At 61.6% G+C, this 13931-nt stretch carries 15 protein-coding genes; 4 read left to right on the plus strand and 11 right to left on the minus strand.

The genetic code is table 11. From position 1 onward, the window contains the following. Positions 1–53 precede the first annotated feature (53 nt). Positions 54–665: a hypothetical protein gene (locus tag AC2ETI_RS20295; protein ID WP_483634311.1), complete on the minus strand. Its 612-nt coding sequence runs from the start codon at positions 663–665 to the stop codon at positions 54–56. A 361-nt stretch (positions 666–1026) separates the two neighbouring features. Beyond that, entirely contained in the window at positions 1027–1869 is an 843-nt protein-coding gene (locus AC2ETI_RS20300) for an NAD-dependent epimerase/dehydratase family protein (protein WP_483634312.1), read from the minus strand. A gap of 86 nt (positions 1870–1955) precedes the next feature. Between AC2ETI_RS20300 and AC2ETI_RS20305 the strand changes: the two genes are divergently transcribed. Then, complete coding sequence (locus tag AC2ETI_RS20305; RefSeq protein ID WP_428689514.1) at positions 1956–2600, plus strand: ScbR family autoregulator-binding transcription factor; 645 nt, start codon at positions 1956–1958, stop codon at positions 2598–2600. A gap of 38 nt (positions 2601–2638) precedes the next feature. Here AC2ETI_RS20305 and AC2ETI_RS20310 read toward each other — a convergent pair whose 3' ends face one another. Next, entirely contained in the window at positions 2639–3526 is an 888-nt protein-coding gene (locus AC2ETI_RS20310) for a ScbA/BarX family gamma-butyrolactone biosynthesis protein (protein ID WP_020909369.1), read from the minus strand. A 167-nt stretch (positions 3527–3693) separates the two neighbouring features. After that, the gene (locus tag AC2ETI_RS20315) at positions 3694–4353 is read right to left on the minus strand and encodes a helix-turn-helix transcriptional regulator (RefSeq protein WP_029537113.1); all 660 of its coding nucleotides are present in this window, start codon (positions 4351–4353) and stop codon (positions 3694–3696) included. A gap of 520 nt (positions 4354–4873) precedes the next feature. On the opposite strand from AC2ETI_RS20315, the gene AC2ETI_RS20320 reads away from it, so the two are divergent. Next, positions 4874–6373: a flavin-containing monooxygenase gene (locus AC2ETI_RS20320; RefSeq protein ID WP_070385228.1), complete on the plus strand. Its 1500-nt coding sequence runs from the start codon at positions 4874–4876 to the stop codon at positions 6371–6373. Between the two features lie 85 nt (positions 6374–6458). Here the strand turns inward: AC2ETI_RS20320 and AC2ETI_RS20325 are convergent, their stop codons facing one another. Further along, positions 6459–6929: a hypothetical protein gene (locus AC2ETI_RS20325; protein ID WP_070385227.1), complete on the minus strand. Its 471-nt coding sequence runs from the start codon at positions 6927–6929 to the stop codon at positions 6459–6461. Between the two features lie 77 nt (positions 6930–7006). Between AC2ETI_RS20325 and lexA the strand changes: the two genes are divergently transcribed. Continuing rightward, on the plus strand, positions 7007–7696 hold the full coding sequence (lexA, locus tag AC2ETI_RS20330) for a transcriptional repressor LexA (protein ID WP_020909365.1): 690 nt from the start codon (positions 7007–7009) through the stop codon (positions 7694–7696). 13 nt (positions 7697–7709) lie between these two features. On the opposite strand, the gene AC2ETI_RS20335 is transcribed toward lexA, so the two are convergent. The 4 genes from AC2ETI_RS20335 to AC2ETI_RS20350 are packed head-to-tail and all read right to left on the minus strand — an operon-like array spanning position 7710 to position 11090. Further along, on the minus strand, positions 7710–8123 hold the full coding sequence (locus AC2ETI_RS20335; protein WP_279217801.1) for a (R)-mandelonitrile lyase: 414 nt from the start codon (positions 8121–8123) through the stop codon (positions 7710–7712). 29 nt (positions 8124–8152) lie between these two features. Then, positions 8153–8539 (minus strand): DUF2255 family protein, encoded by a 387-nt coding sequence (locus AC2ETI_RS20340; RefSeq protein ID WP_021331807.1) that lies wholly within the window; start codon positions 8537–8539, stop codon positions 8153–8155. Then, positions 8514–10010: an MFS transporter gene (locus AC2ETI_RS20345; protein WP_279217802.1), complete on the minus strand. Its 1497-nt coding sequence runs from the start codon at positions 10008–10010 to the stop codon at positions 8514–8516. The genes AC2ETI_RS20340 and AC2ETI_RS20345 overlap by 26 nt, the downstream gene beginning before the upstream one ends. A gap of 42 nt (positions 10011–10052) precedes the next feature. Further along, the gene (locus AC2ETI_RS20350) at positions 10053–11090 is read right to left on the minus strand and encodes a zinc-dependent alcohol dehydrogenase family protein (RefSeq protein WP_021345745.1); all 1038 of its coding nucleotides are present in this window, start codon (positions 11088–11090) and stop codon (positions 10053–10055) included. A gap of 167 nt (positions 11091–11257) precedes the next feature. Between AC2ETI_RS20350 and AC2ETI_RS20355 the strand changes: the two genes are divergently transcribed. Further along, positions 11258–12142, plus strand: coding sequence for a helix-turn-helix transcriptional regulator (locus AC2ETI_RS20355; RefSeq protein WP_007729733.1), 885 nt, complete (start codon positions 11258–11260; stop codon positions 12140–12142). A 26-nt stretch (positions 12143–12168) separates the two neighbouring features. Here the strand turns inward: AC2ETI_RS20355 and AC2ETI_RS20360 are convergent, their stop codons facing one another. Together AC2ETI_RS20360 and AC2ETI_RS20365 are read right to left on the minus strand one after the other, a co-directional pair. Next, the gene (locus AC2ETI_RS20360; protein ID WP_020971004.1) at positions 12169–13311 is read right to left on the minus strand and encodes a GGDEF domain-containing protein; all 1143 of its coding nucleotides are present in this window, start codon (positions 13309–13311) and stop codon (positions 12169–12171) included. Between the two features lie 118 nt (positions 13312–13429). Further along, positions 13430–13894, minus strand: coding sequence for an RrF2 family transcriptional regulator (locus AC2ETI_RS20365; protein WP_020909359.1), 465 nt, complete (start codon positions 13892–13894; stop codon positions 13430–13432). Positions 13895–13931 lie beyond the last annotated feature (37 nt).

Below are 13931 nucleotides of genomic sequence, written 5' to 3' on the forward strand. Positions count from 1 at the left end.
GGAGTCCCGTCGAACAGCGCCCTCGTCGAATCCTGAGTGGGTGGATTCGACCACTAATAACCTGACCAGTTCGCCGCGGGATCCACCGGGCGGTCACGTTCAGCTCTCTCTTCCGATTCCAGGGTGCTCGTGCGCCACTCGCTGAGGAGTTGTTGCGCAGCAGGCACTTCGTCTGTGTCCGGAGATTCCTCACCTCTGCTCATGATCGACCATTGGTCGGATGAGGCGAGCGAGGTTGACCACCACCGCGCGCATTCGGAGCCGGCAATGTGCTCCGCGACGCGTCGAAGCTCATCTTGCATAACCTCGGTGGCGACGAGGACGTCTTCTCCGTCGGGTTCCTGCCAGTAGCGTGCCGCATCGACGGCTTCTGCGAGGGCGGAGCGTAGATCGACGGCGGTGACGTCGGGGAGCGAGATTTCCGAGAGGCTACGCGCCACATCCTCGGCGGTGACTATTGTCCGCCGGGCCTCTTCGGCGCCCGGGCCGAACAACACTCGGGAGGTGCCTTGCCTGACGTCGAGGTGATAAGCCGCCCGGTGAGCGCTGATGCGGAACATACCGTCGCCTGGCTCGGGCCGCAGGGTGCGTTCGGCGTCGATCGCATACGCGAGCAGCATCCGGCGCCCGCGCGGTCCCGACAGCAAAATATCCGCAGTGAGCATCTGTTCTCCCGTTTTCTGGTTCAGATGACGGTAGCCGAGGTCGGCGAGATGGAGAGGTTTCTCCCGTGATGTCAGAGCTCCTGGCCGGTTCGTCGCGCACGACGTAGATCGTCACACGCTGCATTCGGCGGCGAAGGTGGACGGAAGGGAACCCCCGGCTGCTGCCAGTCGCGTGAACGCGGCCATTGTTGGTGGGCGCGACCACTGCCGTATTTGGGCAGCCATTGTTTCGTCCATCAGAGCTCGCACTGTTCGTCTGTAGTGACAGCGCAATAGGTCCTGTTCATTGCGCAGGATGATCCCGAATGAGAACTGAAAAGTTTGGGAGGCAGTTGTTTTGGCGAGAGCAACCTTTGTGTCATCAGTACAGTCTTGACCGAAACCAGTGATCGAGACTGATCATGTCTATCTTGTGCATGTCGAGACCCAGCTGGGCAGCAGCTTTCACTGCGTCGGCGCGGGGGATAGAGCCTTGGGGCAGAGTCCAATTGGTCTCCCGCGCATGATGCTCGAGAAGGTCGATGACTGTCCGCGGGACAGGTTCGTTGACGTGAAGTGTTGAGCCGTAGCGAAATTGCTGTTCTGTCGACAGTTTGTAGATAGATCGGGCGAGTAGGTTTACGTCGACTACTGACAGGATCGCGCTACCATTGTCGATGATCGAGTCGAGTCGAGAGACGATTCGCGTCAGTGTCGGCAGAAACCATCTGTCGCCGGGTCCGTACACGAGATGGGGCCGGACGACGAGGCCTCCGGCGTCGCGCACGAACTCCTCGGCGAGGGCGCGCGTGCGGCTGGCAGGTGAGAGGGGTTTGAGAGGTGCGCCGTTGACGGGCAGGTCTCGAAACGGGCCTGGCCCGTACACCGCGGCGGTGCTGACGTAGAGCAGCCGTTCGACGCCGACGGCGGCGGCGATCGACGCAACGTTTCGTATGCCGAGTTCGTTGACGTGAACACACTGTTGTTCGTCGTCGCCCACGTACGACACGCAGCAGATGACGGTCGACGCCTGGCTCATTGCAACTCGTAGAGAGGCGCTTTCGTTGATGTCGCCGATAGTTGCGGCAATTCCGTTGCGGCTGAGTTGTTTGGCTGCGCTGTCCGTGCGAACGAAACCGATTGCAGCGTTTCCGTCCCGGGAAACCAGCTGGTTCATCACTGCTGAGCCGATGAAACCAGTGGCTCCGAGTACCAGAGTCGTCATGGTGTGTCCGTGTCGAGGGCGTTGCTGCCGGGTCTTTCGACGTATCGTTGAGATTCATTCCGTCGGCAACGAGAGCTGGGTAGATCATGCAGGAGCGTGCTGTCCTGACGCGCCAGGCCGTCATTTTGGGTGCTGCGAAGAGCTTCGAGAAGTTCGGGTACTCCGCCAGTCTGGGCACGATCTTGCAACACGGGGGCGTGTCCAAGGGTGCGATGTATTTTCATTTCGCGTCGAAGGAGGAGCTTGCGCACGCGGTCATCGCAGCGCAGCACGGAATGGCGATGGAAGGTACCCGGAGGGTTGCTGCGCATTCCGACATCGCGGTAGAAACCCTGGTGCTCGTTTCGCAGGAGATGGCTCGGCAGCTTGTGACCGAGCCCATCGCGCGAGGTGGCATGCGGTTGACGATGGAGATCGGCAGTATTCAAGGTCCCATCGAACAGCCGTACCTCGATTGGATCGAGGCTATCAAGCAGGTGGCAACCCAAGCCGCCGAAGCCGGCGATATCGTCCCGGGCACCGATATCGACGCGTTGGCTCGATTTGTGGTGGGGTCGTTCACCGGAGTGCAGATTCTCTCGGAAATGCTTACGGGCAGAACCGATCTGTACGAGCGGTTGAGTCAGATGTGGAACTTGGTGCTGCCAACGATTGTCCGCGAGGGCAAGTTGGCGCACGTCATGCAACTGGCGGCGCTTGCACCGAGAGAGTGGGAACCACCGAGCGTTTGACGTGGATGATGCGACGAGAAGAACGTGTTCGTTCCCTTTCACAATTGGTCCGCAACTGTAAGTTCAAGTTCCGCGGTGGTTTCCAGATCTTGAGTGAACCGAACTCGGTGCACATGGCCTGACGCGTCAAGGAGGGTCGTTGACACCTCGCACGGCGTTTCCCATTCAGTGAACCTCGGAAAGACCGCCGAGAGTGAGGCGATCTTGGTTGCTGGGTTGCCGATGTGGAATCGGACCGCTTGTCGGGCGGCCTCGAAAAGAATCATTCCTGGGATGTGGTCGACGGGGTGGTCGAAAAGGGAGTGGTTGCGCGGATCGGGAGTGCAGAACATCGTGTGCCGAGCAGGATCAGTGCTGATGAGCACATCTCCATCGGTTAGGCGTCCGACTCGCTCCGATCCGACCACCGCGGTTCCGGAAGGAAGGATGCGCCGGCTCGGGCGGTGGTCTTCTCGTCCTTGCCGAATTCGACGGTATCCCTCGGGGCTGACTCCTCGCGCAACAGCTTTGCATCTGGCGACGTGCCGGTTGCCCTCTCTGAGGATCCCCGACACTTCGACCCCCGAGACCGCTCCGTCGCGATGAGTGAGGTTGTCCGCTGTCATCGAGAAACTCAACGGCTCCGCGACTGGCTGCACGTCGAGCGCATCCAACATCTCGAAGCTGAATGTTTCCATGAGGAACTTGTAGTGCAGTGGAATCTCGTATCGGGTGTGGCAGAGAAGCACCACTGCCTGTCGAAATGCTTCTGCCACCCCGAGTGGATCGTGTTGCTCGCTCGATACGTCGAATATCCGGTGCGAGACCGGGAGTTGCACAGCAACCTGGTACGCCGAGTCCGATTCGATCCGGTAGTCCGTCAAGAAAACCTCGGCAACAGCATGTCTGTGGACGAGATGCCGCGGCACTGTGCGTGTGTATTCCATTGATTGAATGCACCTTTCGATGTTCGCTCGTGTCTTCGGTGTCGTGTAGGAACCAATTTTCGACGTCCGGACACGTCGTCGAATCGTCAAAATTGACGATCTTTGCGAAGGTCGAGTTCGATCAGGGGTAGCACCCATCTCAACGAGTGTGTCTGGGGCACTTCCTGCTAGAAGCGTCCGATCCGAAGTTCCAGCGGGTGTCTGCGTGCGTCGTGACCAGAGCGGCGGAGCATCGCGCATGCCTCCAGTTGGGAGTGCACCCCCAGTTTCTGCAGGATGCTTCGGACGTGGGCGCGAACCGTGGTCGGTGCGATGTGGGCGGTTCGAGCAATCGAGTCGACATTCGAACCGCCGTAGAGAAGACCCACGATCTCGAATTCGCGATCGGTGAGACTGCCGATTCGTGCGGATTCTTCGGTGCGCAACCGGATGCGTTGTACGAGCGAGGACTTCTCGTGTGCAGGTTGAGTCGAATTGGGGTTGAGTGCGGCCTGCAGCTCATCGAGCAGCGATGCGAACGGGAGTTGAGAGTTGAGCGCGGAGTGGGCGCCCGCAGCAAGCCCCCGAATCATGGAGCGGCCGCTACTGAGATCGCCGACCAGGACCGATCCCTCGAGTGCGGAAAGCTCCTTCACGTGCCAATCGACGCCCCCGAGTGGTAGGAGAACAAGCGCTCTACCGTGATCGCTGGTGTGGTGCCTTAACAGGCTCATGTCTGCGGTTTGTGGCGCGGAATAGGCCCTGGTGCTGATTCCGGCAGCGATTGCATTGGCGAACCCTCGATCGCTATGAGTGGTGTACACCGTGACTGTGCTGGAGTGTGTCATAGCGACTACATCACCGGTGGAGGTCCAGTCCGCCCGTTTTCCTCGTTGCGAATCCAAAACCGTTGGTTTCAGCGTGGTTTCGTCAGCGGGCTCGTTATCGGAGTGACCTCTCCGCTGATGCGCACGAAGGGTGACAGCGATAGCGCAGTTGTCCGTCCGCCCATGGAGACTCGTGCGTTCGACGCGTGATCGTGGACCTTCGAATTATGCTAGGGCGCTGAATATTTGGGCGATGAGTATCCCGCGTAGACGAGCCATTGGACGTTCCGTCGACGACGTGAACGACTCTCCAGTGGCTGGCGGCATTCAGGCGTCTCGATCGAGTTTCCGCGAGGCCGGTGCGTCCCGCTCTCAATGTTCTGTGCCCAGTCGGGTCGAGACATTGACTGTTACCGCCAGTTGCACATACCCTGTACATTGGCGCTGACCTTAGGGAACCCGGCCTGAACCGGCCGATCGTTCTCGGCCACTGCCGACGCCAGATGTAGCTTCGCGACGACCTACGAAACGAGTTTCCTCCATGACACAGCATGTCGACGTACTGATCATCGGCGCTGGCTTGTCCGGAATCGGCGCGGCTTGCCACCTCATTCGTGAGCAGACCGGAAGCACTTACGCGATCCTCGAGCGCCGCGAGAACATCGGTGGCACCTGGGACCTGTTCAAGTACCCGGGCATCCGTTCGGACTCCGACATGCTCACCTTCGGATTCGGTTTCCGTCCTTGGATCGGCACCAAAGTGCTCGCAGACGGCGCCAGTATCCGTGACTACGTCGAGGAAACCGCCAAGGAATACGGCGTCACCGACCACATCAACTTCGGCCGCAAGGTCGTGTCTATGGACTTCGACCGTACCGCCGCGCAGTGGTCCGTGACCGTCCTGGTCGAGTCGACGGGGGAGACCGAGACGTGGACCGCGAACGTCCTCGTCGGCGCCTGTGGTTACTACAACTACGACAAGGGCTACCGCCCCGCCTTCCCCGGTGAGGACGACTTCCGCGGTCAGATCGTGCACCCGCAGCACTGGCCGGAGGATCTCGATTACACCGGAAAGAAGGTAGTGGTCATCGGTTCCGGCGCCACCGCGATCACGCTGATCCCGTCGATGGCCCCCACCGCCGGTCACGTCACCATGCTGCAGCGCTCGCCCACGTGGATCCAGGCGCTTCCGTCCGAGGACCCTGTTGCCAAGGGTCTCAAGCTCGCACGCGTTCCCGACCAGATTGCTTACAAGATTGGTCGAGCCCGCAATATCGCACTGCAACGCGCCAGCTTTCAGCTTTCTCGCACCAACCCGAAGCTGGCCAAGAAGCTGTTCCTCGCCCAGATCCGCCTGCAGCTCGGCAAGAACGTGGACCTGCGTCACTTCACTCCCAGCTACAACCCGTGGGATCAGCGCCTGTGCGTGGTTCCCAACGGGGACCTGTTCAAGGTGCTCAAGAGCGGCAAGGCCGACATCGTCACCGACCGTATCGCCACGTTCACCGAGAAGGGCATCGTGACCGAGTCGGGCCGCGAAATCGAGGCCGACGTCATCGTCACGGCGACCGGCTTGAACGTCCAGATTCTGGGCGGCGCGACCATGAGCATCGACGGCGAGCCGGTCAAGCTCAACGAGACTGTGGCCTACAAGAGCGTGCTCTACTCCGACATCCCGAACTTCCTGATGATCCTCGGCTACACCAACGCGTCGTGGACGCTCAAGGCTGACCTGGCCGCGTCCTATCTGTGTCGCGTGCTCAAGATCATGCGCGATCGCAGCTACACGACTTTCGAGGTTCACGCCGAACCCGAGGACTTCGCCGAAGAATCTCTCATGGGCGGAGCCCTGACCTCGGGCTACATCCAGCGCGGCGACGGAGAAATGCCGCGTCAGGGTGCCCGCGGCGCGTGGAAAGTGGTCAACAATTACTACCGCGACCGCAAGCTGATGCACGACGCCGAGATCGAAGACGGTGTGCTGCAGTTCAGCAAGGTCGATATTGCTGTCGTGCCTGATAGCAAGGTCGCCAGCGCATAGTCGACTCCACCGGGGGTGAACCGGTCGCACCACTAGGGACGTCGGTGAATGGGCTGGTGATGTTGCGTCGACGTCCCCGAGCGCGTCACGGGGTTTGTGATCGGTGAGTTCGCTTCCGCGTTCGTCGGTTGTGCACAACCACGGGAAGAACATAGACAGCAACCATGATCACGGCAAGCAGTCCGAGGTAGAGATAGGGCCAGGTCCAGCCCGCTGCTCGAATGGCCAGCAACGATCCGCCCATGATCAAGGGCATCCCGGCCGCGGCGAGCAGGTCGACGTCACGGGGCGAGACGGGTGGGGTTCCGAGCAGAGGTACGCGGCTGCCCGAGTTTTCTCTGATCGTGCGCATCACTGACATGCAGTAGAGGGCGGCGCCGGCGATCGCGATCACCGCACCAAGTGCAACTTCGACGACGCCGGTTCTCGTGGACATCAATGCGTAGGCAAACACGCCCACCGTTGCCAAGGTGACCGGCGCCGACTTCCAGATCGGCGTCGACGCATAAGTGTCGGCGGGAACGCTCACCGAGCGCATCGGTTCGAGAGGCTCCATGAGCTCAGCGTGCCATGCGCCACTCGGGAAACAAACTGCCTGTGCCGTTTCTGGCAGGCTGCGGCTGCCTGGATTGGATGTCGGGACCCCTCACTACGATTCTCGTCGTGACCGATTACGACGATCTCGACATGTTCGGTGGCCTCGACGCCTCCTCCCTGCCGCTCCGCCAGCAGCAGATTCTGATGACCATCCGGGATCTCGTGGCTGCCAACGGGTGCACACCGAGCACGCGGCAGATCGGAGACGCGGTTGGTCTGCGCTCGACGTCGACGGTATCCAAGCACCTCAAGAGCCTCGAAGAAAAGGGCTTCCTCCGCCGAGGAGCGGCCATGGCTCGGCAGTTGGACGTGCGGCCGTTCCTCGTGGGAGCGAAGGAGCAATCGTCGTCGAATACGGTGACGGTTCCGGTCGTCGGTGACATTGCGGCCGGCGCGCCGATCCTCGCGGAGGAGCACGCCGACGAGGTGCTGGCGCTTCCTCGCGAGCTCGTGGGCTCCGGCACGGTGTTCGGACTTCGGGTGCGCGGTGAGTCGATGGTCGACGCAGCAATCTGCGATGGCGACGTCGTCGTGGTGCGACGCCAGGACGAGGCCCATTCCGGCGAGATCGTCGCCGCGATGATCGACGGCGAGGCCACCGTGAAGGTGCTCCGACGTCGCGACGGTCACGTGTACCTCGAGCCTCGTAATCCCGCATACAGCGTCATCGACGGCGATCGCGCGGCCATCTTGGGCAAGGTTGTTTCGGTGATGCGACGTATCTGAGTGGTGTCCGGTCTCAGCGATGGTTGGCGCGGGGACCGTTGTATTCCTCATCGGTGACTTTGTCGCCCCATGTAGTTTCGGTGCTTCCGTCGCCGGGTCCTTCCCACAGCGCAAGGTGGGTCATGAAACGGTCGGGTGCCGCGCCGTGCCAGTGTTCCTCTCCTGCCGGGGTATAGATCGTCTCGCCTGGATTCACTTCGACGATCTCGCCGCCGCGAGCTTGAACCAGCGCGGTCCCGGAGACGATGTGGAGGGTCTGCCCGAGGACATGGGAATGCCAGTCGGTTCGCGCACAAGGTGCAAAGCGAACCATGTTGGCGCGCATCCTCGACGGCTCCTGGCCGGCGTAGATGACGTCCCACCAGACGTCGCCGGTGAACCAGTCGCTGGGTGCTTTGCTGGTGGGCTGGGGCTTCAAGATTTCCATGAGGTCTCCTCGGAATCGAAAGGGGCGGTTCAGTTCTGCGTCAGCGGAACAAGTCGAATGGTGTTGGGTGCGGCGGCGCGGCCGGTGACGGAGCCGACGATCTGCGGGCCGTAGCGGTCGTACTTGGTGTGGTAGGCGGAGTCGATCGCCGAGTGCGCATCCGGTGCGGCGGACTCGAACGCCACGTCCCGCTCAATTCCTCCTGCGCGGATTCGGCCCCTTCCACTTGCCGTTGCTCGGACGAACCACGGGTTGTCGGTTCCGTATGCCGAGCGCACGTACAGTTGGTTGTCGGCACGGACGACCCAAATCGTGACGTACGGCCTTGCGGTGCCGTCGCGGCGGTACGAGGAGATCTGCAATTCCTCGGCACCACCGATCTTGGTCAGTTCAGCCTCGGTCCACGAGTGCGACATCTCGGCTTCCTTTCTCCTGTTCGAATTGCTTTGTGGTACTTCGCGTTCTCGTAGCCGGGACGATCAGTGCGAGGACGATGACGAGACAAGCGGCCAGCAGGGCGGTGCCTGCGGTGAGAGCCGTTGATACGTGATCGGTGAGAGCCGTTGATACGTGATCGGTGAGTGCCGTTGTAGCGTCGTCGGCAGAGGCTCCGGCGCCCGCGGAAACTGCGACGAGGATGCCGAGTCCGAGAGCACTGCCCAGTTGGTGTGCAGTGTTGACCAATCCTGATGCGGCACCGGCATCCTCGGCCTCTACCCCGGAGATACCGGCAGAAGTCAGCGGAGCGAAAGCCAACCCCTGCCCGGCGCCGATCAATATCATCGGAAGTGCTATCGCAGTGAGATACGTGCTACCGGGATGGACCAGACTGAGCCACGCCATCCCGGCGAGGGTGACGGCAATGCCAACCGACAGAATTGCGGAATTTCCGAATCGTGGTGTCAGTCGCGGAATCAGCATCGCCACAGCAAAATTGACGATCGTCATCGGGAAGAAGGCGATGCCAGCTTGGAACGCGCTGAAGCCCATGACGCCTTGGAGTAGCTGAGTCGTGAAGTAGAAAAATCCGATCATGGCACCCAGATAGAGCATTCGGGCGGCGTACGCGCCGGATCGCTCCCGGCTGCGGAACAACCTCAGTGGCATGATCGGCTGCTCCGCTCTCGCTTCGTTGAGGAAGAGCAAGGTCAGTAGTATCGCCCCGGCCGCCAGTGTCGCAACAGTGATCGGTGAGGTCCACCCCGCTTCGGCCGAGTTGACGGTGCCGAAGACGAGTGCGGTCATGCCGAGTGTGGCGAGAACAGCGCCCGCCACATCGAAACGTCCGGAGTTGGGTTCGGTTTCCGGAATGAACCGGGGAGCGAGCGCGATCATCGCGATTCCGATCGGAACGTTGATGAAAAAGCCTGCGCGCCAAGACACCCAGTCGGCAAGGGCGCCGCCGATCACGAGGCCGAGGCTGGCGCCTATTCCCGCCGCAGCGCCGTACCAGGCAACAGCGCGCGTTCGCTCCGGGCCGGGCGGGAAACTGGCAGTCAGCAGTGACAGCGACGCCGGGGCCACCACTGCGGCTCCGACGCCTTGGAGAGCGCGCGCCGCGATGAGCCACCAACCGTTCGGCGCGACCCCGACGAGAAACGACGCAATCGCGAAAATTGCGAGACCGGAGACGAATACGCGACGACGGCCGAAGATATCCCCGAGACGAGCGCCCAGCAGGAGAAGGCCGCCGAACACCAGGGTGTAGGCGTCCTGGACCCAGGACAGTCCGGTTGCCGAGTAACCCATGCTGCTTTGGATGCTGGGTAGCCCGGTGAAGATGATCGAATTGTCTAGCAGGATCATGAAATAGCTGATCAGAATGATCGCCAGGATCGCGGTGGAATTGATGCGACCGGCAACGGGACGGTTGGCAGTGTGGGTCACGCGCTTCTTCTTCGCAAGTGGTGGACGTTCGCAAGTGGTGGATTACGGGCGGACGAGGACCTTCAACGATTCACGGGAGTCCATGGCTCGATAGCCTTCCGCTACGTCGTCGAGCCCGACGGTGTGGTCGAAGACCTTGCCCGGCTCGATCTTTCCGTCGAGCACATCCGGCATCAGCTCTTCGATGTACGCGCGCACCGGAGCCGGTCCACCGGTGAGCGTGATGTTGGGTCCGAAGAGCGTCCCGAATCCGATTGGAGCTTCTTCGTATTGGGGTACTCCGACTCGGCTGATGACGCCGCCCGGTCGGACAACTCCGAGTGACTGCTCGTAGGCAGGCATGTGACCTACCGCTTCGAGGACGACATGAGTGCCGTCGCCTCCGGTCAGTTCGCGGACTTTCTCGATGCCCTCGTCCCCACGTTCGGCAACTACATCGGTGGCTCCGAACTCGAGACCGAGATCCGTGCGGGTCTTGTGGCGCCCCATGAGGATGATGCGCTCGGCGCCGAGGCGTTTGGCGGAGAGCACTGCCATCAGCCCCACGGCTCCATCGCCGATGACCGTGACCGTCGTGCGTTGGTTGACGCCACCCTTGACCGCCGCGTGATAGCCGGTGCCGAAGACGTCGGAGAGCGTGAGCAGTGACGGCAGGAGTTCGGAGTCCTCACCGACCGGCGCCTTGACCAGGGTGCCGTCTGCCAACGGCACTCGGATGGCCTCCGCCTGCCCGCCTCCGATCCCGTTTCCGGCCCAGAATCCGCCGTGGCGGCAGGACGTCTGCAAGCCTTCGCGGCAGAAGTCGCACGTCCCGTCGGACCAGGCGAAGGGCGCGATGACGAAGTCGCCCTTCTTCAACGTGGACACCTCGCGACCGGTCTCTTCGACCACTCCGACAAATTCGTGGCCCATCGGGGAACCACCGGGTGTTGCCGGCATGTTGTGGTAAGGGTGCAGGTCAGAGCCGCAAACGCAGGCCCTGACGACCCGCACGATCGCGTCCGTCGGCTGCTGCAGTACCGGATCGGGCACGGTCTCGACCCGAACGTCTCCGGCGCCGTACATGATGGTTGCTCGCATGGTGTCCCCTCTTGCTTCTGGTGTCGCGTGCTTGGAAGTCGACGTTTCTGCGTGAACCGGTCGACTGCAATCAGTCAACGCGGCGCCTCGCGAGCGCGGGAGTGTCTGTTGTTCCAGGTAACGGCAGTACCTCCCTCGGTCTTCGCCGCTCGAGTAACGTGAACTGCATGGACAACCGAGCCGAGATCCGCGAATTCCTCAGCTCCCGTCGTGCTCGCATCACACCCGAGCAGGCAGGGCTCCCGGCTTACGGCGGAAACCGTCGCGTCAAGGGGTTGCGCCGTGAGGAAGTCGCTCTGCTCGCCGGTGTGAGCATCGACTACTACGTGCGCATGGAACGCGGAAATCTGGCGGGAGCGTCGGACTCGGTACTCGAAAGCCTTTCCCGGGCATTGCAACTCGACGAAGCCGAAACTGCCCATTTGTACGACCTCGCGAAGGCCGCCAGTGCAGGCGCACCGAGTAGAAAGCGCCCCGCCCCCAAGGGCGTGAGCCCGGCGATTCAGCAGATACTCGACGCCATCACCGACGCGCCGGCGTGGGTACGCAATGCCAGGCACGACATGCTGGCGGCCAATCGCATGGCGCGCGCGTTGTATTCGCCAGTCTTGGCTGATCCGCGTAGGCCGGCGAACAACGCCCGCTTCGTGTACCTGGACCCGGCGTCGCAGGACTTCTTCGTAGATTGGGAGCGCGCGGCTGACGACATCGCCGCGATGCTCCGCTCGGAAGCGGGACGCAATCCCCATGACAAGGCGCTGACCGAGCTCATCGGTGAACTTGCTACTCGCAGTGAGGTATTCCGCACCCGGTGGGCGAAGCACAATGTGCGCTTTCATCGGACGGGATTCAAGAAGGTTCGTCACCCCGTAGTCGGCGACCTGGAGCTGAACTTCGAGGCGATGGAACTGCCGTCCAATCCCGGGCTGACGCTGCTGGTCTACACCGCGGCGCCGGGGACGCCCACGGCTGACGCTCTCAAACTCTTGGCGAGTTGGGCGGCAACCCAGGATCAGTTGGATCCAGCGAACGACAGCGAAGCGGCGCTCTGAGTTCGGTCGGCAAGTAGACCTGTCGATCAGCTCAGATGCGTTACCGCCCAGGCCACCTGGTCTCCACCCCGTCGCTTGGCTCGATACATCGCGTTGTCGGCGTCGGCAAGTATCCGATCGATGGTTCCTGAAGCGTCCGGGATTGTCGAGGACAGCCACACGCTGGCTCCGACGCTCACGGAAATCGACTGCCGACCGGCGGGCCGCGATATCGAATTGTGAATGTCCACCACGGTTTGTTCGATGCGACGTGGCTCCACGGGCATGAGAATCACGAACTCGTCGCCGCCTGTCCGGGCAACCAACCCGACCTCTCCGACCGCTGAGTTCAGACGCCGACCGACTGTCACCAGCATCCGATCACCTTCTGCGTGACCCAGTTTGTCGTTGACGCTCTTGAACGAATCGACATCGATCACCACCGCGAGGACAACGTGTCCTTGGAGTTCGCCGACACCGAACAGTTGTTGCCAGACGTTGTGCAGCCCACGTCGGTTCAGAGCAGCGGTGAGTGGATCGCGCCAAGAGTGTCGTGCATCGTCGGTCAGGTACAAGACGAGGAAATGCACGGTCATCGCGGCGGACGCGATAACACACCCGATGACGAATCCAGTGGACACCGACAGCGAAGAATCGGTATCCGGATCGGTTACAGCGCGAATTGTCAGTAGGGCAACGACGAACAGCGCGCCGACGATCTGTGCCGTGACTATTCGAGGGCTGTGGAATACCGACGAATAGTTCGCGACGACCACGAACAGAACGGCGCCGGTCAACGCCAGGAAGCTCGAATGGATTCCGGCGAGAAGTATCAAGGACAAGCAGATATTGGTGAGCGAAATGAAACGAACGGATTGGTGGTGGCTCGGCCAGGACCGTCCGAGTGACCAGCGAATCATGCAGTAGAGCGCGATCATGCATGCTGCGCCCGCCGCGAGCCGTTCAGGGAGGTCGGTTGCGCCACCCTTCACGAATTGAGCCAGTACGGCGAGTGCCACGAACACGGCGCACCAAAAGGTGACGACCACTCTGGCTGTCCCCAACATCGATCGAGCAGCCAGAAACCGAGGGAACCATTCACCGTCGTACGCAAGAGACCACCAGCGACGCAACAGTCCAGTTGTTTGACGAATGTTCTGCCCCAACCCCGCAGCGCCACTGACTCCCATGAAACCCCCTCCGAGATCTTGCGAAAATTCCCGGAAGATTCTTCGTCAAGATTTGATCCCCGAACAAGGTACCCGATAGTTGAACGATGGATTGATGCCTCGTGAGGTGTGGGCCGCTCTAAGGTGCGATCGGTGTGGTCAGGATCTTTCTGAGTGCCGGAAGATCCAGGGTTGCAGCAAGATCTGCAATCGTGACTCCCGACAGCGATGCGCGCCAGGCTTTTTCGGCGTCGGCCATGACTTTGGCAATTCCGCAGGCGGAACGGCACTGCTCCGGTGGAGCGGCGAGGATTCCTTGCTGTCGAATCTCCGTGCACCGGAACGCAGGTTCGGTGCCGTCAACGGCCTGGACGACGTCGAGAACGGTGATTTTCTCGGGAGCCCGGGTGAGGACGTACCCACCGTCTCGGCCCTCGGTCGGATTGACCAGACCGGCGTGCGCGAGCGCTCGCAGATGCTTCGCCAGGTATGTCTTCGACACCCCGTGAAGTTCGGCGAGTCTGGCTGTGGGTACCGGCCCCTCGGCCTGGCTGAGAACCACACAGCAGTGGAGTGACCACTCCACGCCTCCGGAAAGCTTCATGGTTGAACTCTATCGACGCGGTGGAACGTGATGCGGG

It is taken from the genome of Rhodococcus sp. MurmanLake-1, assembly GCF_056945715.1.

What these genes read in the sequence shown, in the direction of transcription:
- AC2ETI_RS20340 (WP_021331807.1), bottom strand. Translation starts at nt 8,539, where the DNA reads ATGTCGCACTCGTGGACCGAGGCTGAACTGACCAAGATCGGTGGTGCC.
- AC2ETI_RS20350 (WP_021345745.1), bottom strand. Translation starts at nt 11,090, where the DNA reads ATGCGAGCAACCATCATGTACGGCGCCGGAGACGTTCGGGTCGAGACC.
- AC2ETI_RS20320 (WP_070385228.1), top strand. Translation starts at nt 4,874, where the DNA reads ATGACACAGCATGTCGACGTACTGATCATCGGCGCTGGCTTGTCCGGA.
- AC2ETI_RS20295 (WP_483634311.1), bottom strand. Translation starts at nt 665, where the DNA reads ATGCTCACTGCGGATATTTTGCTGTCGGGACCGCGCGGGCGCCGGATG.
- AC2ETI_RS20355 (WP_007729733.1), top strand. Translation starts at nt 11,258, where the DNA reads ATGGACAACCGAGCCGAGATCCGCGAATTCCTCAGCTCCCGTCGTGCT.
- AC2ETI_RS20325 (WP_070385227.1), bottom strand. Translation starts at nt 6,929, where the DNA reads ATGGAGCCTCTCGAACCGATGCGCTCGGTGAGCGTTCCCGCCGACACT.
- AC2ETI_RS20360 (WP_020971004.1), bottom strand. Translation starts at nt 13,311, where the DNA reads ATGGGAGTCAGTGGCGCTGCGGGGTTGGGGCAGAACATTCGTCAAACA.
- AC2ETI_RS20310 (WP_020909369.1), bottom strand. Translation starts at nt 3,526, where the DNA reads ATGGAATACACACGCACAGTGCCGCGGCATCTCGTCCACAGACATGCT.
- AC2ETI_RS20305 (WP_428689514.1), top strand. Translation starts at nt 1,956, where the DNA reads ATGCAGGAGCGTGCTGTCCTGACGCGCCAGGCCGTCATTTTGGGTGCT.
- lexA (WP_020909365.1), top strand. Translation starts at nt 7,007, where the DNA reads ATGTCGGGACCCCTCACTACGATTCTCGTCGTGACCGATTACGACGAT.
- AC2ETI_RS20300 (WP_483634312.1), bottom strand. Translation starts at nt 1,869, where the DNA reads ATGACGACTCTGGTACTCGGAGCCACTGGTTTCATCGGCTCAGCAGTG.
- AC2ETI_RS20365 (WP_020909359.1), bottom strand. Translation starts at nt 13,894, where the DNA reads ATGAAGCTTTCCGGAGGCGTGGAGTGGTCACTCCACTGCTGTGTGGTT.
- AC2ETI_RS20315 (WP_029537113.1), bottom strand. Translation starts at nt 4,353, where the DNA reads ATGACACACTCCAGCACAGTCACGGTGTACACCACTCATAGCGATCGA.
- AC2ETI_RS20335 (WP_279217801.1), bottom strand. Translation starts at nt 8,123, where the DNA reads ATGGAAATCTTGAAGCCCCAGCCCACCAGCAAAGCACCCAGCGACTGG.